This window comes from Zoogloea sp. GDB6, assembly GCF_056724105.1.
Map to the genome: position 1 here is coordinate 2,987,658 of NZ_CM161497.1, position 19,843 is coordinate 3,007,500.

Here is a 19,843-nt window from a genome sequence, read left to right on the forward strand (position 1 = left end):
AAGCGCAGCACCACACCTCAGCACCACACCAAATATAAGAGGAGACAAAACGATGGTATGGCAACAGACCTACGACCCGCTCGGCAGCATGCTGCTGAGTACGCTGGTCGCGGCAATCCCCGTGGCGGTCATGCTGATTGGCCTCGGCTTCTTGCACCTGAAGGCCCACATTGCAGCGGCGGCCGGCCTGGCTAGCGCACTGCTGATCGCGATCTTTGCGTACGGCATGCCGGCCGAAATGGCCGGCAAGGCGGCTTTCCTGGGCGGCCTCACTGGCCTGCTGCCGATCGGCTGGATCGTGCTCAACATCATCTTCCTGCACCAACTCACCGAGCAGAACGGGTCATTCAAGATCCTGCAGGACTCCATCGCCGGCATCACCGAAGACCGGCGCCTGCAACTGCTGTTGATCGCCTTCGCCTTCGGCGCCTTCTTCGAAGGCGCGGCAGGCTTCGGCACGCCGGTGGCGGTGACTGCGGCGATCCTGATCGGTCTCGGCTTCTCGCCGCTGGCCGCCTCCGGCCTGTCCCTGATCGCCAACACCGCCCCCGTGGCGTACGGTGCTCTCGGCACGCCTATCATCACGCTGGCCAAGGTCCACAACTATGACGTGATGGCCGTGTCGGCGATGGTCGGCCGCCAGTTGCCGTTCTTCTCGGTGCTGGTGCCGTTCTGGCTGATCTGGGCCTTCGCCGGACGTAAGGGCATGCTGCAGATCTGGCCAGCCATCCTGGTCGCCGGCGTTACCTTCGCGATCCCGCAGTTCATCGTCTCCAACTTCTTTGGCCCTGAGCTGGTGGACGTCATCGCTGCGATGTGCTCGATGATCTGCCTGGTGTTGTTCATGAAGGTCTGGCAGCCCGCCGAGATCTGGCGCTCCACCTCCCTGCGCGGCCATGAGGAAGATGGCGGCAAGGCCGCCCCGGTCACCGCCATCGCCCGCCATGCCAGCGGCGACGTGGTGCGCGCCTGGATGCCCTGGTTCATCCTGACGGTGTTTGTCTTCATCTGGGGCCTGCCCGCCGTGAAGGCCTACTTCAACGGCATCTACGCGCCGAAGTTCCCGATCGAGGGCCTGCACAAGCTGGTCGAGAAGGTGCCGCCGGTTGTCACCACACCGACCAAGGAAGGCGCCGAGTACGTGTTCGGCCTGCTGTCGGCGACTGGCACCGGTATCTTCGTGGCCGCCATCGTCGGTGGCCTGGCGATGAAGTACAACCCGCTGACGCTGCTGCGCACCTACGGCAAGACGATCTGGCTGGTCCGCTACTCGCTGATCACCATCGTGCTGATGCTGGCCCTCGGCACCCTGACCCGCTACTCCGGCCTCGACACCACGCTGGGCCTGGCCTTCGCCTCCACCGGCGTGCTGTATCCCTTCTTCGGCACCCTGATGGGCTGGCTCGGCGTCGCGCTGACCGGCTCCGATACGGCCTCCAACGTGCTCTTCGGCGGCATGCAGAAGGTTGCGGCGGAACAGCTCGGCCTGAGCCCCAACCTGATGGGCGCAGCCAACAGCGCCGGCGGCGTGATGGGCAAGATGGTGGACGCCCAGTCCATCGTGGTGGCCTCCACCGCGACGCGTTGGTTCAACCACGAGGGTGACATCCTGCGCTACGTGTTCTTCCACTCCATCGCGCTGGCTTGCCTGGTGGGTATCTTTGTGACGCTGCAGGCCTACGTCTGGCCGTTCAGCGCCCTCGTCATCAAGTAATCGGGAGAGTCCTCATGTACAAGCGCATTCTGGTTGCCATCGACAGCAGCGACACCGCCCGCAAGGCCCTCGACGAAGCCGTGCAACTGGCCAAGCTTTCCGGTGCCGCCCTGTGCGTGGCCCACGCCCTCGACGAGGCGCCACTGGTTCAGCACGCGATGGGCATCGGCACCTTTATCGACGCCGACAAGATCAAGGATGAGATGCGCCAGGTCGCCCGCCCGGTGCTGGACGAGGCAGTTGCCAAGGCCAGCGCTGCCGGCGTCACGGCCGAACGCCTGCTGATCGAGTCGGAAAACAAGCGCACCGCCGAGCAGATCGTCGACGCGGCCCAGAACTGGAGCGCCGATCTGATCATCGCCGGCACCCATGGCCGCCATGGCATGGACCGCCTGCTGGTTGGCAGCGTCGCCGAGAACCTTACTCGGCTGGCGAAGACTTCACTGCTGCTGGTGCGCTAAGTCCTTTAGGGACTCGAGGCAAAAAAATGGCGGGCCAGGAATGGCCCGCCATTTTCATTGCTGAGTTACCGACGAAGCCACCAGGAGCTCCATAGCGGGGGCGAACTCACTCGCCCCCGCCCACGGCACTCAGGCCGCGTTCATCGCCAGCATCAGCTGGTTGATGCGCTTCACGAAGCTCGCCGGGTCGTCCAGCGTGCCACCTTCGGCCAGCAGGGCCTGGTCGAACAGCACCGCGGCCCAGTCCTCGAACTGCTTGTCCTCGTACTTGAGGCGTAGCACCACCGGGTGGGCCGGGTTGATCTCGAGGATCGGCTTGGACAGCGGCATGTTCTGGCCGGCAGCCTTCATCAGGCGGGCCAGGTTCATCCCCATGTCGTGCTCGTCGGCCACCAGGCAGGCGGGAGAGTCGGTCAGACGGTGGGTGACGCGGACTTCCTTCACCTTGTCGCCGAGGCTGCTCTTCATCTTGTCGAGCAGGTCCTTCAGCTCGCCGGTTTCCTTCTCGACTGCAGCCTTCTCGGCTTCGTCCTCCAGCTTGCCCAGGTCGAGGCCACCCTTGGCGACGGACGCCAGTTGCTTGCCGTCGAACTCGGTCAGGTTGCCAACCACCCATTCGTCCACACGGTTGGACAGCAGCAGCACCTCGATGCCCTTCTTGCGGAAGATTTCCAGATGCGGGCTGTTCTTGGCGGCATTGAAGCTGTCGGCGGTGACGTAATAGATCTTGTCCTGGCCTTCCTTCATGCGGCCGATGTAGTCGGCCAGCGATACGACTTCCTCGGCGGTATCGGCGTTCGTCGAGGCGAAGCGCAGCAGGCCGGCGATCTTCTCCTTGTTCGCGTGATCTTCACCGACGCCTTCCTTCAGCACCTGGCCGAACTCCTTCCAGAAGGTGACGTACTTGTCCTTCTGGTTCTCGGCGAGGTCTTCGAGCAGGCTCAGCACCTTCTTGGTACAGCCGGCGCGCAGGGTGTCGATGTCCTTGGATTCCTGCAGGATCTCGCGAGACACGTTGAGCGGCAGGTCGTTGGAATCCACCACCCCGCGCACGAAGCGCAGGTACATGGGCATCAGCTTCTCGGCGTCGTCCATGATGAAGACGCGGCGCACGTAGAGCTTGACGCCGTGGCGGGCCTGGCGGTCCCACATGTCGAAGGGGGCATGGCCGGGCACGTAGAGCAGCTGGGTGTACTCGTGGCGGCCTTCAACCTTGGCGTGGGTCCACGCCAGCGGCTCTTCGTAGTCGTGGCCGACGTGCTTGTAGAACTCGGTGTATTCCTCGTCGGTGATGTCCGACTTGGCGCGCGCCCACAGGGCGTTGGCCTTGTTGACGGTCTCGTCCTCGTCGGTGAGAACCTGCTCCTTCTTCTCCTCGTCCCACTGTTCCTTCTTCATCACGATGGGCTGCAGGATATGGTCGGAGTACTTCTGGATGATCGAACGCAGCTTCCAGCTGGATAGCAGATCGTCCTGGTCATCGCGCAGGTGCAGGGTGATCTCGGTACCGCGGTCGGCCTTCTCGACGGCTTCGACGGTGTATTCGCCGGCAGTATCGCCGGTCATCGAACAGGTCCATTGCACCGCGGCATCAGCGCCCAGGCCAGCACGGCGGGTGCGCACGGTGACCTTGTCGGCCACGATGAAGGCAGAGTAGAAACCAACACCGAACTGGCCGATCAGGTGGGCGTCCTTCTTCTGATCGCCGGTCAGCTTGCCGAAGAATTCCTTGGTGCCGGACTTGGCGATGGTGCCCAGGTTGGTCACCACTTCGTCACGGCTCATGCCGATGCCGTTGTCGGCGATGGTCAGCGTGCGGGCCGCCTTATCGTAGCCCACGCGGATCTTCAACTCGGCGTCGTTCTCGAACAGCCCACCGTTCTCCAGGGCTTCGAAACGAAGTTTGTCACAGGCGTCAGAGGCATTCGAAACCAGCTCCCGCAGGAAGATCTCCCGGTTCGAATACAGCGAATGGATCATGAGGTGCAGCAGTTGCTTGACCTCAGCCTGGAAGTTCAAGGTTTGCGCGGACGTATCGACAGTCATAAAGCTTGCTCCATAAGAACCGTTAACGATCCCCATATGGGTATGCCCCTCTGACTTTCAAGCCCCTGCCAACGGATGGAACACTCCCGACTGCCCGCCTCAGCGCTTCCGTCGTCGCAGCCCGCAGCTTCCCGGGCGGATCCCCCCGTCGCAGCGAGTTCGCTGCGCTGGCTGCGGCTGGCCATCTGGATCGCCTTCGCGCTGCTCGCGGCCCTCATCGTCGGCGTCACCACTTCACTCATCCGATATGACCACGACCAGGTGCTGCGGCGCTCGGAGTCCGAGCTGCTGAACCTGACTCGCGTACTCGAGGAACACATCGCACGCACCTTCGGCGAGGCAGAGGGTGCCATCAACGAAATTGCGGGCCTGGTTGCACTACGCGGCGGCATAGACGCCTTCGACCAAGGTGAACTGCAGGCCTTGCTGCGGCAGCGCGCCCCCCACCTGCCGGAAGCAGAGACCCTGTTCGTCGAGCGCGAGGACGGACGCCTTGCCGCCGATGCCCTCGAGCCGGAACCCACCGAACAGGATGACGCGGCGCCGGGCAAGCCGAGCATGCCGCCCGTCCTGAAGGACGGCTTCGATATCGGCAGCCCCGGACATCACCAGGTCGGCAGCCGCGTCAGCACCCCGCTGACCCGCCAGATCTTCGATGCGGCCGGCAAATACCTCGGAACCGCCGGTGCAGCCATCAGCCATGCCTATTTCGGGGCTGTATACCGGGAGCTCGGGCTGTCCGACCGGGACACGATCCTCGTTATCCACGCCAGCCGGAAGGTCGTGCTGATCCACCACCCCCAAAACGACGCCCTGATCGGCACCGCCGCCTCGTGGCCATCGGTACCCGGCACGCCCGCCGACGCCCGCAGCCTGGTGCTGACCGGCGCCAGCGACGCGGACCCGGTAGACAGCATCCGCGCCTACCGACGCCTGGCCGACCGCCCGTTGATCATCGCAGCGAGCCGGCCGGTCGAAGTCGCCCTGGCCGACTTCTATGTCCATCGGCGCTACATCGTGGCCGCGGCCGGACTGATGCTGGGCCTCCTCGGCGCGCTGGCCTTCAGCCTGCACCGCGTGGCCAGCCTGCGCGACGCCGAACGCGAAGCCCTTGCCGAAGTGAACGCATCGCTGGAGGAACGGGTGCGCCAGCGCACCGAAGAACTGGAGCAGTCCAACCGGGAGCTGCTGAGCTTCAGCTACTCGATCTCCCATGACCTGCGTGCGCCACTGCGCGCCATCAACGGCTTTGCCCACGCGCTGGCCGACGACTACGGCGAACGCCTCGACGCGAGCGGCCGCGACTACATTGCCCGCCTCGGCCGGGCCAGCCTGCGGATGGGAGAACTCATCGACGCCCTGCTGAAACTCGCCAGCGTGTCGCGGCAGGCGCTGAAGATCGCCCCCACCGACGTGAGCACCATTGCGCGGGAGATTCTCGATGAACTGGCCACCACAACACCGGAGCGCCCGGTGCAGTTCCATGTACAAGACGCGCTCAGCATCGACGCCGATCCGACGCTGATCCGCAGTGCTTTGCAGAACCTGCTGGGCAACGCCTGGAAGTTTTCCCGCGACAGCCACCCGGCGCTCATCCAGGTCGGTGGCCGCCCCCACGGGGAGGAACAACTCTTTTATGTGACCGACAACGGGATCGGCTTCGATATGGCCCACGCAGGCAAACTCTTCGAGCCCTTCCAGCAACTGCACGCGCGGGGCGGCTTCGAGGGTTCGGGGATCGGCCTGGCCAGCGTACGCCGCATCATCGAACGCCATGGCGGGACGATCTGGGTCGAGTCGGCGCCGGGCGCCGGCACGACGGTCTTCTTCACGCTCCCGCGCAGTCCGGCCATCGTCCGCCGCCCACGTATCAAGCAGATGGGGTGAGCAGCGCTGCGGCGATCTCCTTCACGCAGACAGCTGCAGCGCCTCGCCTCACTCGTAACGGATTTCCACGACTTCGATTTCGCGGAGACCCGCTGGGCTGGCGAAACGCACCACATCCCCTTCCCTGGCCTTCAGCAAGGCACGGGATAGCGGTGCAATCCAGCTGATCCGGCCTTCAGAGGCGTTTGCCTCGTCCACACCGACGATCTGATAGGTCTGCTCGTCGTCCCCGTCCACATCGCAGACGGTGACCGTCGCGCCGAAGAAGACCTGCTCGGTATTCTCCTGCTCGGAAGGCGTGACCACAGTGGCGCCCTCCAGGCGCTTGATCAGGAAGCGGATGCGGCGGTCGATCTCCCGCAGGCGCTTCTTGCCGTAGATGTAGTCGCCGTTCTCCGAACGATCACCGTTCGACGCAGCCCAACGCACCGTCTCGACCAGCTTGGGGCGCTCATCGCGAACGAGCTCATCGAGTTCGGCCTTGAGCCGCTCGAAACCGTTGCGGGTCATGTAGTTGCGGGTACCGGGCGGCAGGCTGGGCACACCCGGCGCGGACTCGTCGTCCTCGTCCTGGTCGCTTTCCTTGACGAAGGCCTTATTCACCCTGAAACACTCCGGAAACAAAACGGTGGGCAATAGTAGGAGCCGCCTGCCCGACTGGCAAGCGGCTCCTACCGCCCCATCCCGCATCAGGAACGCGTCAGTGGTAGATCGCCGGCTGGGTCATCAGCGAACCGTAGTCGGCGATCCAGGCTTCGAAATCGTCCATCTCGGTGGCCGACGAGGCCACGTCGCGCAGTTCGCGGCGGAAGCGCTGGGCTGCCTCGTCACGAAACAGGGCGCCGACGCCGCGCCGTTTGTCGATCACCTCGACCGCATCGAGGTTGGGGTAATCGACCACATACAGGACAGGATTGTTGAGCACCACGTTCATGACAGGCCTCCCGATAGCTAGGTTTTGCCTTTTGGGCATTGTGCTACTGAAGATGGGAACACATTCCGACACTTCAAGTTCCCCAACGCCGTTGTAATTCCCGCCCCCCGCGCCTAAGATTCCACCGAACCCGCTCGCAGCCGTGCGCTTACCTCATTCAGACCAGGCATGAACGACAGCAACGAACCCAGCGCCGACGTCACCAGCCTCGCATCCCGGCTGGCGACCCTGACCACCGAGCATCGAGACCTCGACGCCGTCATCTCCCAGATTTCGTCGGCGCCCCCGCCGGGCGACGAACTACTGCTGCGCCGCCTAAAGAAACGCAAACTGCTGGTCAAGGACCGGATTGCCATCATCCAGCGCCTCATCGACCCGGACGAACCGGCCTGAGACCAGCCCTCCCCATCCCAGAATAGATACCGCATGTCCATCCACCGCAATGCCGGGGCCGACACACTCGCCCTGCACGCTGGCCAGACGCCCGACCCCGTTCATCATTCCCGGGCCACCCCGATCCACTTCACCACCAGCTACGTCTTCGAGGACAGCGAGCACGCCGCATCGCTGTTCAATCAGGAACGGGCCGGGCATGTCTACTCGCGTATCTCCAATCCCACCAATGCGGTGCTGGAGGAGCGCATCGCCGCCCTCGACGGCGGCATCGGCGCGATTGCCTGCGCGAGTGGCCAGGCCGCGTTGCTGCTGGCCATCACGACGCTGATGGGCAGCGGTGGCCACATCGTTGCGTCCCGCGCGCTGTATGGCGGCTCCAACAACCTGCTTGCCTACACGCTGCCCCGCTTCGGCATTGAAACTACCTTCGTCGCCCCCGGCGATCACCAGGGCTGGCGGGCAGCCATCCGTCCGGAAACCCGCCTGCTGTTCGGCGAAGCGATCGGCAACCCGGGCCTGGAAGTGCTCGACATTCCGGAGCTGGCGCAGATCGCCCGTGACGCACGCATTCCGCTGTTGGTGGATGCCACGCTGGTCACGCCGATGCTGCAGTGTCCGCTGGATCTCGGCGCCAACCTGGTCGTGCACTCCGCCACCAAATTCCTCGGCGGCCACGGAGTTGCCATCGGCGGCCTACTGGTCGATGGCGGCAACTTCGACTGGGAGGCCTCCGACGGCCATTTCCCGACGCTCACCGAACCCTATGAAGGCTTCCACGGCATGGACTTCGCCGAGGAGTCCCCCGTTGCCGCCTTCCTGCTGCGTGCCCGGCGCGAGGGCCTGCGCGACTTCGGCGCCTGCCTGTCGCCGATGAACGCCTTCCAGATCCTGCAGGGCATGGAAACCCTGGGCTTGCGGATGGAACGCCACGTGGCCAACGCACGGGCGCTGGTGTCCCATCTCGTGGCCCAGCCGCTGGTGGAGTCCGTCTCCTGGCCCGAACTCGATAGCCATCCCGATCATCAATTGGCGGCACGACTGCTGCCGAAGGGCTGTGGCGGCGTGTTCAGCTTCAGCCTCAAGGGCGGGCGCAAGGCGGGCGCAGCGTTCATCGAGACGCTCCGGGTGTTTTCCCACCTGGCCAATGTCGGCGACGCAAAATCACTTGCCATTCATCCGGCCAGCACCACGCATTTCCGCATGTCGCGCAATGCACTGCTGTCGGCGGGCATCACCGAAGGAACGATCCGCCTCTCGGTCGGTCTGGAAAGTGTGTCCGACCTGATCGAAGATGTGGACCGTGCGCTGTACGCCGTCCAGAAAGCCCTGGCCTGACTCCGGAAGCACGCATGAGACTCAACCTGTCCGGTCACCTGACCGACCACATCACCTACTGCTACACCGGCGGCCAGCGCCTGGAACGCGACCGCCCCACCGCCCTGTTCATCCATGGCGCCGGGCACGACCACAGTGTGTGGACGCTACAGACCCGCTACTTTGCCCACCACGGCTGGAATGTCATTGCCCCGGACCTCCCCGGCCATGGCCGCTCCAACGGCCCCGCACTGGAAAGTATCGAGGGCCTGGCCCAGTGGATCCTTGCCCTGGCGCACAAGCTCGGCACCGAGCGTCCAGTTGTAATAGGCCACAGCATGGGGGCATTGATCGCGCTGCAGCTAGCCGCCACGGCTCCCGAACTGGTGAGCCGACTGGTTCTTGTCGGCGCCGTTGCCCCGATGCCGGTGGCACCCGCCCTGCTCGATGCCACGCTGTCGAACCGGGACAAGGCCCATGCACTGATCAACCAGTGGTCCTTCGCGCCACACAGCCAGACTGGCGCCAGCAGCATTCCGGGCATGAACCTCACCGCGCTCAATGAGCGCCTGATGCAGCGCCAGGCGCCAGGTGTGCTGCATACCGACATGGCTGCGTGCAATGCCTATACCGCTGGCTTCGACGCCGCCGCACGGGTTCGCTGTCCAACCCTGCTGCTGAGTTCGGCTCAGGACCGGATGACGCCTCCCAAGGCAATCGCACCGCTCGCCGCGGCCTTCGACAAGAGCATTGCGCTCACCAGAATCGTGCTGCCGGACGCCGGCCACGCGATGATGTCCGAATCCCCCGGCGAGGTGCTCGACGCCTTGTGGGCCTTCGTCAATTCTTCCCACGCAACCGGACAGCCCCCAACATGAACTGATCCGGTTGCTGCAGGCCATTGAGTTCCAATAACCATAACGGAGACAAAGCATGGCTCAGCATGACATCCCCCCGGACGACGAACAGGCCGCCGCAGCGCTGCCATTTCCAACCTTACGCACAATCGGCGCAGGCGCACCGTTCCAGTGGATCGCGCAGGGCTTCAACGATCTCAAGGCCTGCCCTGTCGCCAGCCTGTTCTACGGATTCTGCTTCGCGGCCATGGGCTTGCTGCTGACCTTCGTCTTCGAGCACGCCTACCAATACACCTCCGCGGTTTCCACCGGCTTTCTGCTCCTCGCCCCGTTCTTTGCCATGGGGCTCTATGAGCTCTCGCGGCGCCGGGAACTCGGCGAGCAATGCGCGCTGACCCCGACCCTGATGGTGTGGCGCCGCAATGCCGGCAATCTCGCCGTTTTCGCCGCGGTACTGACCGTCATCTTCCTGATCTGGGCGCGCGCCTCCCTCGTCATCTTCGCCATCTTCTACACGCGGGAGCTCCCCAACCTGTCTGGCTTTCTCGGACAGGTGCTGTCCTTCGAGAACCTCGACTTCCTGCTGGTCTACTTTGGCGTCGGCTTCATCTTCGCGCTACTGGTGTTCGCGGTCAGCGTGGTGTCCATTCCGCTGATGCTCGACCGCAATCAGGATGCCGTCACATCGATGATCGCCAGCATCCGGGCCCTGGCCCTCAATCCGCTCCCGCTGCTCATCTGGGCCGCGTTGATCGTCAGCCTGACCATTCTGGGCTTCCTGAGCTTTCACCTCGGCCTCGTCGTCCTGATGCCCATCGTCGGGCACGCCACCTGGCACGCCTACCGGCAACTGGTGGCACCGCTGCCGAACAACTGACACCGGGCCCTGTGCTTTTCAGCGACACTCTGCGCCGCAGGCAGCACTGAACAAGCACATGGGCTTTGCCAATTGCTTCGACCTGTGGCGAAATAGGCGGGATTTCATACCATCCAGTCATGGCCGGAGAATATTCCCGTGCGCATAGCCTCCTTCCTTTCTGCAGGCCTGGCCCTGTTCCTGACTACTGCTACGGCGCAAGCGGCCGACGGAGCAACGCCCCCCGCATTGCCGACGGCAGATATCTCGGTCGAAGCGAGTCGCCCCGCCCCTAACGACCAGTTCCGGGCACAGGTCTATTACGAAACCACCGAAACCAGCCCCGCCGAACTGGCCCGCAAGGTGAATTCGGTCGTCGCCCAAGCCTTGCAAACGTCCCGCAATTATCCGGCGGTGAAAGTTCGCACCGGCGGCAACATGACCTACCCGGTCTATGGCAAGAACGTGCGCAATATCGAGGCCTGGCGGATGCGCTCAACGCTGCTTCTCGAGGCCAACGACTCCGCTGCCTTGTCGGAACTCCTCGGCAAGCTCCAGCAAAGCATGGTCATCGGCGGGCTGAATGCAGCCCCTTCGGCCGAGACCTGGAAGAAGATCGAGGAGCAGGCCATCGTGGATGCCCTCACAGCATTCGAAGCCCGCGCAAAACTGGTCGCCGCCAGCCTCAACAAGAAATGGAAGATCAAGCACGTCTCCGTCAACACCGGCGGCATCCAACAGAAGTCCATCATGCCGCTCGCCCGTAGCGCCAGCATGATGGCCGCCGAAGCCGTGCCCGCCCCCATCGAAGCCGGCGATAGCTCTGTCAGCGTGTCCGTCAACGGGCAGATCGAACTTCTGGAATGATTGCGCTGATTCAACGCGTTCTGGAAGCCCGCGTGACGGTGGAGGAGCGTACCGTCGGGGCGATCGGTCCGGGGCTCCTTGCCCTGGTCGCCGTGGAGAAAGCCGATACGTCGACCAACGTCAATCGGATGGTGGAACGCCTGCTGAGCTACCGCGTTTTTCCCGACGACGAAGGGCGGATGAACCGCTCGCTGGTGGACACCGGGGGCGGCCTGCTGCTCGTATCCCAGTTCACGCTGGCCGCCGATACGGCCAAGGGAACCCGCCCTAGCTTCACGCCCGCGGCAGCCCCTGACCTCGCCGAAGAACTTTTCAATGCTGCCGTAACCCTTGCCCGCAGCCGCCATTCTTGTGTGGAAACGGGCGAGTTCGGGGCCGACATGCGTGTATCCCTCGTCAACAATGGCCCGGTTACCTTCCGCCTCACCGCCTGAACGGGCATACCCCGCCTTGCTCCTCGCACTGGCCATGCTCGCGGGCTGCAGCCAGACGCCTCCGCGGCCGCGGGATTCATCCACGCCTTACTCCCGGCCGTCGTCCCCCACAAACCGCAACTGGATCACCCTATCCCAGTCTGCCGATGCCCAGGAGGTCGTGCTCTACGCGCTGGGGCTGCTCGACACCGGCTACCGCTTCGGGGGCAAGAACCCGTCTGCCGGGCTCGACTGCAGCGGCATGGTCAGCTACATCGTCGAACAGGTCAGCGGACGCAAACTGCCATACAACGCGGCAGGTATCGCCGAACGTACGCGCCCCATTTCATCCGGCGCAATCCAGCCGGGCGACCTGGTGTTCTTCAACACCCTTGGTCGCTCTTATTCCCACATGGGCATCTACCTCGGCGACGGCAGGTTCATCCATGCCCCCAGCAGCAAGGGGAAGGTCCGGGTCGATCGTCTCGACAACCGCTACTTCGCGGAACGCTTCGAAGGCGCCCGGACCCTGATACCGGAGGGCTGACGCCCTCCGGGGACAGCACTTACTGGTTCTCTTTCAACCAGCGCGCCGCATCCAGTGCGTAATAGGTCAGGATGCCATCAGCTCCGGCCCGCTTGAACGCCAGCAGGGCTTCCATCGCGCAAGCCTTCTCGTCCAGCCAGCCATTAGCCGCCGCCGCCTTCAGCATCGCGTACTCACCACTCACCTGGTAAGCGTAGGTCGGCACCTTCAATTCGGTCTTCACACGCCGCACGATATCCAGATAAGGCATGCCGGGCTTGACCATGAACATGTCCGCGCCTTCGGCGATATCGAGGGCCACTTCACGGATGGCTTCGTCGGAATTGGCCGGATCCATCTGGTAAGTGTATTTGTTGCCTTTGCCCAGATTGCCCGCCGAGCCGACCGCATCGCGGAACGGGCCGTAGAAGCTCGACGCGTATTTGGCCGAGTAAGCCAGGATGCGCGTGTAGATCTGCTGCGCGCCGTCCAGCTCGGCACGGATACGGGCGATACGGCCGTCCATCATGTCCGACGGCGCGACCACGTCTGCGCCCGCCTGGGCGTGGCACAACGCCTGGCGAGCAAGGACCTCCAGCGTCTCGTCGTTGAGCACATAGCCGTTCGCATCGATGAGGCCGTCCTGACCATGAACCGTATACGGATCAAGGGCCACGTCGGTGATCACGCCCAGTTCGGGAAAACGCCTCTTCAGCTCGCTGACAACACGGGGCACCAGACCATCGGGGTTAAAGGCCTCCTCCGCGCCAAGGCTCTTCTTGCCGTCCTCGATCACGGGGAACAATGCCAGCGCCGGCACGCCCAGCTGAACGGCCTCTTCAGCAACGCGCAGGAGATTGTCGAGCGACATACGTGCCACACCAGGCATCGATGCCACCTGCTGCGTGATGCCCTGCCCCTCCAGAACAAAAACCGGGTAGATCAAATCGTTGGCGGACAAGCGATGCTCGCGCATGAGCCGGCGGGAGAACTCATCCCTGCGCATGCGACGCATCCGGATTGCCGGAAATACAGACTGAACTGGGCTCATAAAGATCTCAAGTACTTACATCCAGAAACGAAATGCCGCAGGAACTTTCTCCCCCGGCCTCTACACTAATGAACAGATGGTGCTGAACCGTCTCCCGCTATACCTCCCTGAGCGGGTGCCTTGAGCAAGCAAGGCATTTTTCGACCCCCGGCGCTCCCCTTGCCGGGGGTTTTTTATTGCGCCACACACCCGGATTCTGCCTTGAGGCGCGGCCCCGTCTGAACAAACAGAATTCTAAGCCGAAGCCCAATGGCCGACATATCTTCTCGCTCACCAACACGGCTGCAACAGCACTTAAGAACATATATAGTGAATCGCCCCCGGCTTGCCCAGCCCGCAGGTTCGGACTTTCGTTGTAGCGATGCTACTGTCCCTAATGAAATACGCTGGTTGGGTCCCGATCGATTCAATGCACTCGAAGTGCGTCCCCACGAATAGGTTTGGCCAACCGCGGCCTTACCTGTTTCACCATCACTACGTGATTGTCAGCGCAATCGATTGGCGTACCTGTCCGTTCTTTGTATGTGATTGATGCGGGTTATACGGTTGTCAGTCTCGACGTGTAATCGCCCCCCGAAACTCCCGATCGTGGGCAAACAAGGCCCAGACGGTTCTCGCATTCTTGTTCGCCAGGGCAGACGGCGGCTACATTCGGATTTAGTCGCTCAAGTAACTTGCCGAGCCAGGGATTCGACTTTGCGTGTCGCTTCGCAGCCGACAGGGCGGCCTGGGCACCGTGGATCAGCAAGGTTCGCAGATACACATCGTCGCGCTTGCTGATGCCCAGCAATGGCACCGCAGCTGCATTCAGAGCCAGTGCCTAGAGACGATCCCGGGCGTTGGACCGCTCACCGCCACGGCGCTGGCGACCTCGATTGCGGATGCCCACAGTTTCAAGAATGGTCGGCAACTGGCCGCATGGCCGGGGCGCGTCCCGCGGCAGCACTCCAGTGGCGTGCAAGCCGACATTGCCTGATCTGCTCCTCGAATTCGCCAACCTGTCGCTGTCGGTCCAGTTCCACCAGATGTTCGTGCAGGTGCCGCGCCAGACGCCGGAACACTTCTGGCACCTGATCACCGACACCGCCCAGAAGCACCAGCAGCTGTTTGCGTAACGCGCAGAATCCTGTTGGAAGCACCAGACCGAACTCTGCGAGCAATCCCCGGATCTGGTTGGCTTGGGTCGTGGGTGCGGCCACGAAGCCCTGGCGAACCCGATGCAGCGAGAGCACCGTTTGCTGCTCGATGGGCTGGCACGGGCTTCTTCGGGTGTTGCCAGCGCTTGCGTGGCCGCCTGGCGCCATTGGGCCAGGTCCTGCGGATAAACCCCGTGCTCCCGGCACCAGGCACTTCGGGCCGCTTCATCCAGCGCGGCCGTGGTGAGCACCGCCTCGAACCGCGCCGCCGCTGTCCAGGCCCGCTCGCGAGCGGGCCTGGACAGCGCATCGCTCCTCCACCGCTCCAGCGTCGCCACACCCACACCGACCTCGCGTGCGACGGCCTCCACCGTCGCGCTCTCCGGCGGCAGCAATCGCGCCACCGCTCTATCCTTGAATTCCTGTCCGTATCGTGCCACGTCGTTCTCTCATCATCGCCCCCGAGTTCTTTAGGATTTTATCGAGGCGACAACTATTCTGGCGCAGGGGGCAGTTCGATGCGAATGTCGGCGCTCCGCGCGTTCAGTGCCAGAGGAACAAAGCCTGGAGACGCTGAGGCCCCCTGCGGCGGGGGCTAGGGCGAAGGCGCACTCATGGCGGGTAAGGATTCAGCCCGAGTGTCGCTCTTATGGGCCGGATTGCTCTCGAGCACCCAGCGCCGAACGAGGTTGGCGTTGAGACCGTTGGCCAGCGCAACCGCAGCCGTTGAAACGCCAGAAGCCTTGCAGGTGGCCGCGATCTCTGCCTTGAAGGCATCGCTGTACCGACCACGACGCCGACCGGCGGAGGGGAGATTGATTGTTGAAGCGTCCATGTGTCCTCCAAAGGCTGTTGTTGGAAGACATGATAGTCAGGGGATCACGAGCGACTGAGAAGATGACTTGGCTGGACGCTTACGTTTGAAGTACCCCGTCGGACGTTCTACTATCCGTTGGTGAAAGCTTCGCCGAAGGTGCAGTCCCGCTTTGCAGAACCGGTCAAGGCGATGATCGAGGACAACCCGTCCTTTGGCTATCTGACCGTGGCCCATCTGCTAGGGGGAAAACAAGAACACGGTGCAGCGCGTCTTACAGCTTTATGGCGGGCAGGTCAGAACGCCCGTTCGGGTTTCAGCGCGGATTGAGGCGCTGCGCTCCAGCATCCCAACCCAACGAGCGTTGCGTGGCGGATCTATGCCGGGTCTGGGCAGGTCGAGATGGTTGGACCACGCTGGCGCTGTTGATCGACGGCTACAGCCGGGAGCTCTTGGGGGGGCATGTTTCGCGCAGCGGCAAATCGCGTACCGCTGAAGCTGCATTGGAGCGGGCCCTTTATGCTGTGTTCGGACAACGGCCTGGTACTTCACCAGCCGCAGCGACACCGCGCCGGTCAAACGCTACGGCCTGAAGTAGGCGTTTATTACGCCCTACACCCCGCAGAAGAATGGGCTAGTGGAGCGGATGATCCGCAACCTCAAGGCGCAGTGCATCCACCGCCACCGCTTTGAAACCCTGAAGTATGACATTCGCGTCATCGGCGACTGGATGCAGTTCTACAACCACCAGCAGCCCCATCAGGCGCTGGAGATGAAGACCCAGGCTGTAGCACTCGCTTTAGCAGCATGACCTCTGCAGGATTTGCTGGGGTAGTACAGATAAGGAGAATGCCCTCGTCACGACAATCGCGTACGATCAGAGCGCTTGACTTTAAAGCCGCAACCTGCCCACGGGTTGTGGGCAACTTCACTCCTAATTGGTGCGGGGCAAGGGACTCGAACCCTCACGCCTTACGGCGCTGGAACCTAAATCCAGTGCGTCTACCAATTCCGCCAACCCCGCACATTCAGGGCGGGCAGTATATCCGAAGGTATTCGTAAGTGCAAACGCCAACTTTGTAGATTAGTAGTTATCGGAATCAATGGAATGGACGCCCGCACCCGATACGGCATTGATGTGCCGGAGCGGAATCGCTGATCAACCACTCAAGTCGAAGAAGGCGTCTATCATGAAGATTACGACAGTTGGAATCGACCTAGCCAAGAGCGTTTTTTCAGATTCATGGCGTCGATAAGCAGGGCAGCATGGTGCTTACGCAAGCAGCTCAAGCGCGAGCAGTTGAGTGTATTCATGGCCACCTTGCCGCCGTGTCGGCGAAGCGATCTCCAGGCCGAACATGCGCTTTGTCCCCATCAAAAGCGTCAATACATACCTTCGGCGTGAAGAGCGAATGGTTTTTCCGGGGGCTTGCTTTGTTTCGGAGCTTTAAAGCGCAAAGCCCCCGCACGATGGAGTGCGAGGGCTTTGATGGGGTAAGTCTGACGATGACCTACTTTCACGCACGGTTGTGCACTATCATCGGCGCGGTCTTGTTTCACGGTCCTGTTCGGGATGGGAAGGGGTGGTTCCAAGACGCTATGGTCGTCAGACTATAACTTGTACCGCTTTCCGCGTTTTCGCGGTTGAAGCGTCAAAGGGAAGAAGTGTTCTTTGGGATGTATGACTGCGCGTTGCGCTTTATTCGTCTTGCATTTTTGCAAGGTTATAGGATCAAGCCTCACGGGCAATTAGTACTGGTTAGCTTAACGCATTACTGCGCTTCCACACCCAGCCTATCAACGTCGTGGTCTTCAACGACCCTTCAGGGGAATCGAGTTCCCAGGGATATCTCATCTTGAGGCGAGTTTCCCGCTTAGATGCTTTCAGCGGTTATCTCTTCCGGATTTAGCTACCCGGCGATGCGACTGGCGTCACAACCGGTACACCAGAGATCCGTCCACTCCGGTCCTCTCGTACTAGGAGCAGGCCCCCTCAAATATCCAGCGCCCACGGCAGATAGGGACCAAACTGTCTCACGACGTTTTAAACCCAGCTCACGTACCACTTTAAATGGCGAACAGCCATACCCTTGGGACCGGCTACAGCCCCAGGATGTGATGAGCCGACATCGAGGTGCCAAACTCCGCCGTCGATGTGAACTCTTGGGCGGAATCAGCCTGTTATCCCCAGAGTACCTTTTATCCGTTGAGCGATGGCCCTTCCATACAGAACCACCGGATCACTATGACCTGCTTTCGCACCTGCTCGACTTGTCGGTCTCGCAGTCAAGCCACCTTTTGCCATTGCACTATCAGTACGATGTCCGACCGTACCTAGGTGACCTTCGTACTCCTCCGTTACCTTTTGGGAGGAGACCGCCCCAGTCAAACTGCCTACCATGCACGGTCCCCGATCTGGATTCACAGACCTAGGTTAGAACCTCAACGACACCAGGGTGGTATTTCAAGGACGGCTCCTCTGGAACTAGCGTCCCAGTCTCATCGCCTCCCACCTATCCTACACAAGTCCCGTCAAAGTCCAATGCAAAGCTACAGTAAAGGTTCATGGGGTCTTTCCGTCTAGCCGCGGGGAGATTGCATCTTCACAAACACTTCAACTTCGCTGAGTCTCAGGAGGAGACAGTGTGGCCATCGTTACGCCATTCGTGCAGGTCGGAACTTACCCGACAAGGAATTTCGCTACCTTAGGACCGTTATAGTTACGGCCGCCGTTTACCGGGGCTTCGATCAAGAGCTTGCACCCCATCACTTAACCTTCCGGCACCGGGCAGGCGTCACACCCTATACGTCCACTTTCGTGTTTGCAGAGTGCTGTGTTTTTAATAAACAGTCGCAGCCACCGATTCTCTGCGGCCTCTTCGCCCTTCGGATGTACTCCTACAAGCTACCGAGGCATACCTTCTCCCGAAGTTACGGTATCAATTTGCCGAGTTCCTTCTCCTGAGTTCTCTCAAGCGCCTTAGTATCTTCTACCTGCCCACCTGTGTCGGTTTGCGGTACGGTCACTCTATGACTGAAGCTTAGAGGCTTTTCCTGGAAGCAGGGTATCAATCACTTCGGTCTCAAAGAGACCTCGTCGTCACGCCTCAGCTAAGCTCTCCGGATTTGCCTAAAGAGCACGCCTACACGCTTAAACCGGGACGTCCAACACCCGGCTGACCTAACCTTCTCCGTCCCCCCATCGCATCATAGAGCGGTACAGGAATATTGACCTGTTTCCCATCGACTACGCATTTCTGCCTCGCCTTAGGGGCCGACTCACCCTGCGTCGATGAACGTTGCGCAGGAAACCTTGGGCTTTCGGCGAGGGTGCTTTTCACACCCTTTATCGCTACTCATGTCAGCATTCGCACTTCTGATATCTCCAGCATCCTTTACAAGACACCTTCACAGACTTACAGAACGCTCCCCTACCATCTCTTACGAGATCCGCAGCTTCGGTTCATGGCTTGAGCCCCGTTACATCTTCCGCGCAGGACGACTCGACTAGTGAGCTATTACGCTTTCTTTAAAGGGTGGCTGCTTCTAAGCCAACCTCCTAGCTGTCTATGCCTTCCCACCTCGTTTTCCACTTAGCCATGTATTTGGGACCTTAGCTGGCGGTCTGGGTTGTTTCCCTCTTGACGATGGACGTTAGCACCCACCGTCTGTCTCCCGTGTATCACTTTCCGGTATTCGGAGTTTGCTATCGCGGGGTAGATCGCAATGACCCCCCCAACGATTACAGTGCTCTACCCCCGGAAGTGTCCGCACGAGGCACTACCTAAATAGTTTTCGGGGAGAACCAGCTATTTCCAAGTTTGTTTAGCCTTTCACCCCTATCCACAGCTCATCCCCTAATTTTTCAACATTAGTGGGTTCGGACCTCCAGTGCGTGTTACCGCACCTTCATCCTGGCCATGGATAGATCACTTGGTTTCGGGTCTACGCCCAGCAACTAAAATCGCCCTTATCAGACTCGCTTTCGCTACGCCTCCCCTATCCGGTTAAGCTTGCTACTGAACGTAAGTCGCTGACCCATTATACAAAAGGTACGCAGTCACCCCTTGCGAGGCTCCCACTGTTTGTATGCATGCGGTTTCAGGATCTATTTCACTCCCCTCCCGGGGTTCTTTTCGCCTTTCCCTCACGGTACTGGTTCACTATCGGTCGATCACGAGTATTTAGCCTTGGAGGATGGTCCCCCCATCTTCAGACAGGATTTCACGTGTCCCGCCCTACTTGTCGCACGCTCAGACCCGCCGGCTACTTTTCACATACGGGGCTATCACCCACTATGGCCAAGCTTTCCAGCTTGTTCTGTTAAGTAACCGGTTTAGTCGTGCAGGCTCATCCCCGTTCGCTCGCCACTACTTGGGGAATCTCGGTTGATTTCTTTTCCTCGGGGTACTTAGATGTTTCAGTTCTCCCGGTTCGCTTCCACTGACCTATGAATTCAGTCAGGGATACCTCAAAAGAGGTGGGTTTCCCCATTCGGATATCGGGGGATCAAAGCTCCATTGCCAGCTCCCCCCCGCTTTTCGCAGGCTTGCACGTCCTTCATCGCCTGT

The 19,843-nt window shown here is 61.4% G+C and carries 18 protein-coding genes, 1 tRNA gene, 2 rRNA genes and 2 pseudogenes (1 of these 23 running past the window's edge); 14 read left to right on the forward strand and 9 right to left on the reverse strand.

Going from position 1 to position 19,843, the window contains the following annotated elements:
* The first annotated feature begins 52 nt into the window (after positions 1–52).
* Together AC1PQG_RS13490 and AC1PQG_RS13495 are read left to right on the forward strand one after the other, a co-directional pair.
* The gene (locus tag AC1PQG_RS13490) at positions 53–1,714 is read left to right on the forward strand and encodes an L-lactate permease (protein ID WP_481118373.1); all 1,662 of its coding nucleotides are present in this window, start codon (positions 53–55) and stop codon (positions 1,712–1,714) included.
* Between the two features lie 14 nt (positions 1,715–1,728).
* The gene (locus AC1PQG_RS13495) at positions 1,729–2,175 is read left to right on the forward strand and encodes a universal stress protein (protein ID WP_481118374.1); all 447 of its coding nucleotides are present in this window, start codon (positions 1,729–1,731) and stop codon (positions 2,173–2,175) included.
* Between the two features lie 129 nt (positions 2,176–2,304).
* Here AC1PQG_RS13495 and htpG read toward each other — a convergent pair whose 3' ends face one another.
* Positions 2,305–4,221, reverse strand: a complete 1,917-nt coding sequence (gene htpG / locus AC1PQG_RS13500) for a molecular chaperone HtpG (protein ID WP_481118375.1) — start codon at positions 4,219–4,221, stop codon at positions 2,305–2,307.
* Between the two features lie 75 nt (positions 4,222–4,296).
* On the opposite strand from htpG, the gene AC1PQG_RS13505 reads away from it, so the two are divergent.
* Positions 4,297–6,108, forward strand: a complete 1,812-nt coding sequence (locus AC1PQG_RS13505) for an ATP-binding protein (RefSeq protein WP_481118376.1) — start codon at positions 4,297–4,299, stop codon at positions 6,106–6,108.
* A gap of 48 nt (positions 6,109–6,156) precedes the next feature.
* Here AC1PQG_RS13505 and greB read toward each other — a convergent pair whose 3' ends face one another.
* Entirely contained in the window at positions 6,157–6,711 is a 555-nt protein-coding gene (greB, locus tag AC1PQG_RS13510; protein WP_481118377.1) for a transcription elongation factor GreB, read from the reverse strand.
* 97 nt (positions 6,712–6,808) lie between these two features.
* A complete protein-coding gene (locus AC1PQG_RS13515) occupies positions 6,809–7,042 on the reverse strand; it encodes a DUF3567 family protein (RefSeq protein WP_481118378.1) in 234 nt (77 codons plus the stop codon).
* A 168-nt stretch (positions 7,043–7,210) separates the two neighbouring features.
* On the opposite strand from AC1PQG_RS13515, the gene AC1PQG_RS13520 reads away from it, so the two are divergent.
* From AC1PQG_RS13520 to AC1PQG_RS13550, 7 genes are all read left to right on the forward strand, one after another.
* Positions 7,211–7,435 carry a DUF465 domain-containing protein gene (locus tag AC1PQG_RS13520; protein WP_481113860.1) on the forward strand — a complete coding sequence of 75 codons (225 nt, stop codon included), beginning with the start codon at positions 7,211–7,213 and terminating at the stop codon, positions 7,433–7,435.
* A gap of 33 nt (positions 7,436–7,468) precedes the next feature.
* Entirely contained in the window at positions 7,469–8,773 is a 1,305-nt protein-coding gene (locus AC1PQG_RS13525; protein WP_481118379.1) for an O-acetylhomoserine aminocarboxypropyltransferase, read from the forward strand.
* A gap of 14 nt (positions 8,774–8,787) precedes the next feature.
* The gene (locus tag AC1PQG_RS13530) at positions 8,788–9,630 is read left to right on the forward strand and encodes an alpha/beta fold hydrolase (protein WP_481118380.1); all 843 of its coding nucleotides are present in this window, start codon (positions 8,788–8,790) and stop codon (positions 9,628–9,630) included.
* A gap of 55 nt (positions 9,631–9,685) precedes the next feature.
* The gene (locus AC1PQG_RS13535; RefSeq protein ID WP_481118381.1) at positions 9,686–10,486 is read left to right on the forward strand and encodes a DUF2189 domain-containing protein; all 801 of its coding nucleotides are present in this window, start codon (positions 9,686–9,688) and stop codon (positions 10,484–10,486) included.
* A gap of 138 nt (positions 10,487–10,624) precedes the next feature.
* Positions 10,625–11,332 carry an SIMPL domain-containing protein gene (locus AC1PQG_RS13540; RefSeq protein ID WP_481118382.1) on the forward strand — a complete coding sequence of 236 codons (708 nt, stop codon included), beginning with the start codon at positions 10,625–10,627 and terminating at the stop codon, positions 11,330–11,332.
* On the forward strand, positions 11,329–11,766 hold the full coding sequence (dtd, locus tag AC1PQG_RS13545; protein ID WP_481118383.1) for a D-aminoacyl-tRNA deacylase: 438 nt from the start codon (positions 11,329–11,331) through the stop codon (positions 11,764–11,766). Before AC1PQG_RS13540 ends, dtd begins: the two co-directional genes overlap by 4 nt.
* Complete coding sequence (locus AC1PQG_RS13550; protein ID WP_481118384.1) at positions 11,735–12,292, forward strand: C40 family peptidase; 558 nt, start codon at positions 11,735–11,737, stop codon at positions 12,290–12,292. The genes dtd and AC1PQG_RS13550 overlap by 32 nt, the downstream gene beginning before the upstream one ends.
* A 19-nt stretch (positions 12,293–12,311) precedes the next feature.
* On the opposite strand, the gene hemB is transcribed toward AC1PQG_RS13550, so the two are convergent.
* A complete protein-coding gene (gene hemB / locus AC1PQG_RS13555) occupies positions 12,312–13,277 on the reverse strand; it encodes a porphobilinogen synthase (protein ID WP_481118385.1) in 966 nt (321 codons plus the stop codon).
* 829 nt (positions 13,278–14,106) lie between these two features.
* On the opposite strand from hemB, the pseudogene AC1PQG_RS13560 reads away from it, so the two are divergent.
* Positions 14,107–14,277, forward strand: a pseudogene (locus AC1PQG_RS13560) (transposase); the annotation flags it as partial.
* A 13-nt stretch (positions 14,278–14,290) separates the two neighbouring features.
* Positions 14,291–14,437, forward strand: a complete 147-nt coding sequence (locus tag AC1PQG_RS13565; protein WP_481123063.1) for a hypothetical protein — start codon at positions 14,291–14,293, stop codon at positions 14,435–14,437.
* A gap of 107 nt (positions 14,438–14,544) precedes the next feature.
* Here the strand turns inward: AC1PQG_RS13565 and AC1PQG_RS13570 are convergent.
* Together AC1PQG_RS13570 and AC1PQG_RS13575 are read right to left on the reverse strand one after the other, a co-directional pair.
* Positions 14,545–14,898 (reverse strand): annotated as a pseudogene (locus AC1PQG_RS13570) (transposase); the annotation flags it as partial.
* Between the two features lie 155 nt (positions 14,899–15,053).
* Complete coding sequence (locus tag AC1PQG_RS13575) at positions 15,054–15,293, reverse strand: transposase (RefSeq protein WP_481118386.1); 240 nt, start codon at positions 15,291–15,293, stop codon at positions 15,054–15,056.
* 263 nt (positions 15,294–15,556) lie between these two features.
* Here AC1PQG_RS13575 and AC1PQG_RS13580 point away from each other — a divergent pair, with 263 nt between their 5' ends.
* A complete protein-coding gene (locus tag AC1PQG_RS13580; protein ID WP_481118387.1) occupies positions 15,557–15,865 on the forward strand; it encodes a DDE-type integrase/transposase/recombinase in 309 nt (102 codons plus the stop codon).
* 11 nt (positions 15,866–15,876) lie between these two features.
* Positions 15,877–16,083 carry an integrase core domain-containing protein gene (locus AC1PQG_RS13585; RefSeq protein WP_481123006.1) on the forward strand — a complete coding sequence of 69 codons (207 nt, stop codon included), beginning with the start codon at positions 15,877–15,879 and terminating at the stop codon, positions 16,081–16,083.
* 128 nt (positions 16,084–16,211) lie between these two features.
* Here AC1PQG_RS13585 and AC1PQG_RS13590 read toward each other — a convergent pair.
* The 3 genes from AC1PQG_RS13590 to AC1PQG_RS13600 all read right to left on the reverse strand — a co-directional run.
* A tRNA-Leu gene (locus tag AC1PQG_RS13590) sits at positions 16,212–16,296 on the reverse strand.
* A gap of 474 nt (positions 16,297–16,770) precedes the next feature.
* Positions 16,771–16,883, reverse strand: a 5S ribosomal RNA gene (gene rrf, locus AC1PQG_RS13595).
* Between the two features lie 117 nt (positions 16,884–17,000).
* Positions 17,001–19,843 (reverse strand): 23S ribosomal RNA (locus tag AC1PQG_RS13600) (it continues 41 nt past the right edge of the window).

Bases quoted from the DNA above. Each gene is read 5' to 3' on its own strand.
- AC1PQG_RS13520 (WP_481113860.1), top strand. From the start codon at position 7,211: ATGAACGACAGCAACGAACCCAGCGCCGACGTCACCAGCCTCGCATCC.
- AC1PQG_RS13505 (WP_481118376.1), top strand. From the start codon at position 4,297: ATGGAACACTCCCGACTGCCCGCCTCAGCGCTTCCGTCGTCGCAGCCC.
- AC1PQG_RS13530 (WP_481118380.1), top strand. From the start codon at position 8,788: ATGAGACTCAACCTGTCCGGTCACCTGACCGACCACATCACCTACTGC.
- AC1PQG_RS13575 (WP_481118386.1), bottom strand. From the start codon at position 15,293: ATGGACGCTTCAACAATCAATCTCCCCTCCGCCGGTCGGCGTCGTGGT.
- AC1PQG_RS13490 (WP_481118373.1), top strand. From the start codon at position 53: ATGGTATGGCAACAGACCTACGACCCGCTCGGCAGCATGCTGCTGAGT.
- AC1PQG_RS13495 (WP_481118374.1), top strand. From the start codon at position 1,729: ATGTACAAGCGCATTCTGGTTGCCATCGACAGCAGCGACACCGCCCGC.
- AC1PQG_RS13550 (WP_481118384.1), top strand. From the start codon at position 11,735: ATGGCCCGGTTACCTTCCGCCTCACCGCCTGAACGGGCATACCCCGCC.
- htpG (WP_481118375.1), bottom strand. From the start codon at position 4,221: ATGACTGTCGATACGTCCGCGCAAACCTTGAACTTCCAGGCTGAGGTC.
- AC1PQG_RS13515 (WP_481118378.1), bottom strand. From the start codon at position 7,042: ATGAACGTGGTGCTCAACAATCCTGTCCTGTATGTGGTCGATTACCCC.
- AC1PQG_RS13580 (WP_481118387.1), top strand. From the start codon at position 15,557: ATGGCGGGCAGGTCAGAACGCCCGTTCGGGTTTCAGCGCGGATTGAGG.
- AC1PQG_RS13535 (WP_481118381.1), top strand. From the start codon at position 9,686: ATGGCTCAGCATGACATCCCCCCGGACGACGAACAGGCCGCCGCAGCG.
- hemB (WP_481118385.1), bottom strand. From the start codon at position 13,277: ATGCGCAGGGATGAGTTCTCCCGCCGGCTCATGCGCGAGCATCGCTTG.
- dtd (WP_481118383.1), top strand. From the start codon at position 11,329: ATGATTGCGCTGATTCAACGCGTTCTGGAAGCCCGCGTGACGGTGGAG.
- AC1PQG_RS13525 (WP_481118379.1), top strand. From the start codon at position 7,469: ATGTCCATCCACCGCAATGCCGGGGCCGACACACTCGCCCTGCACGCT.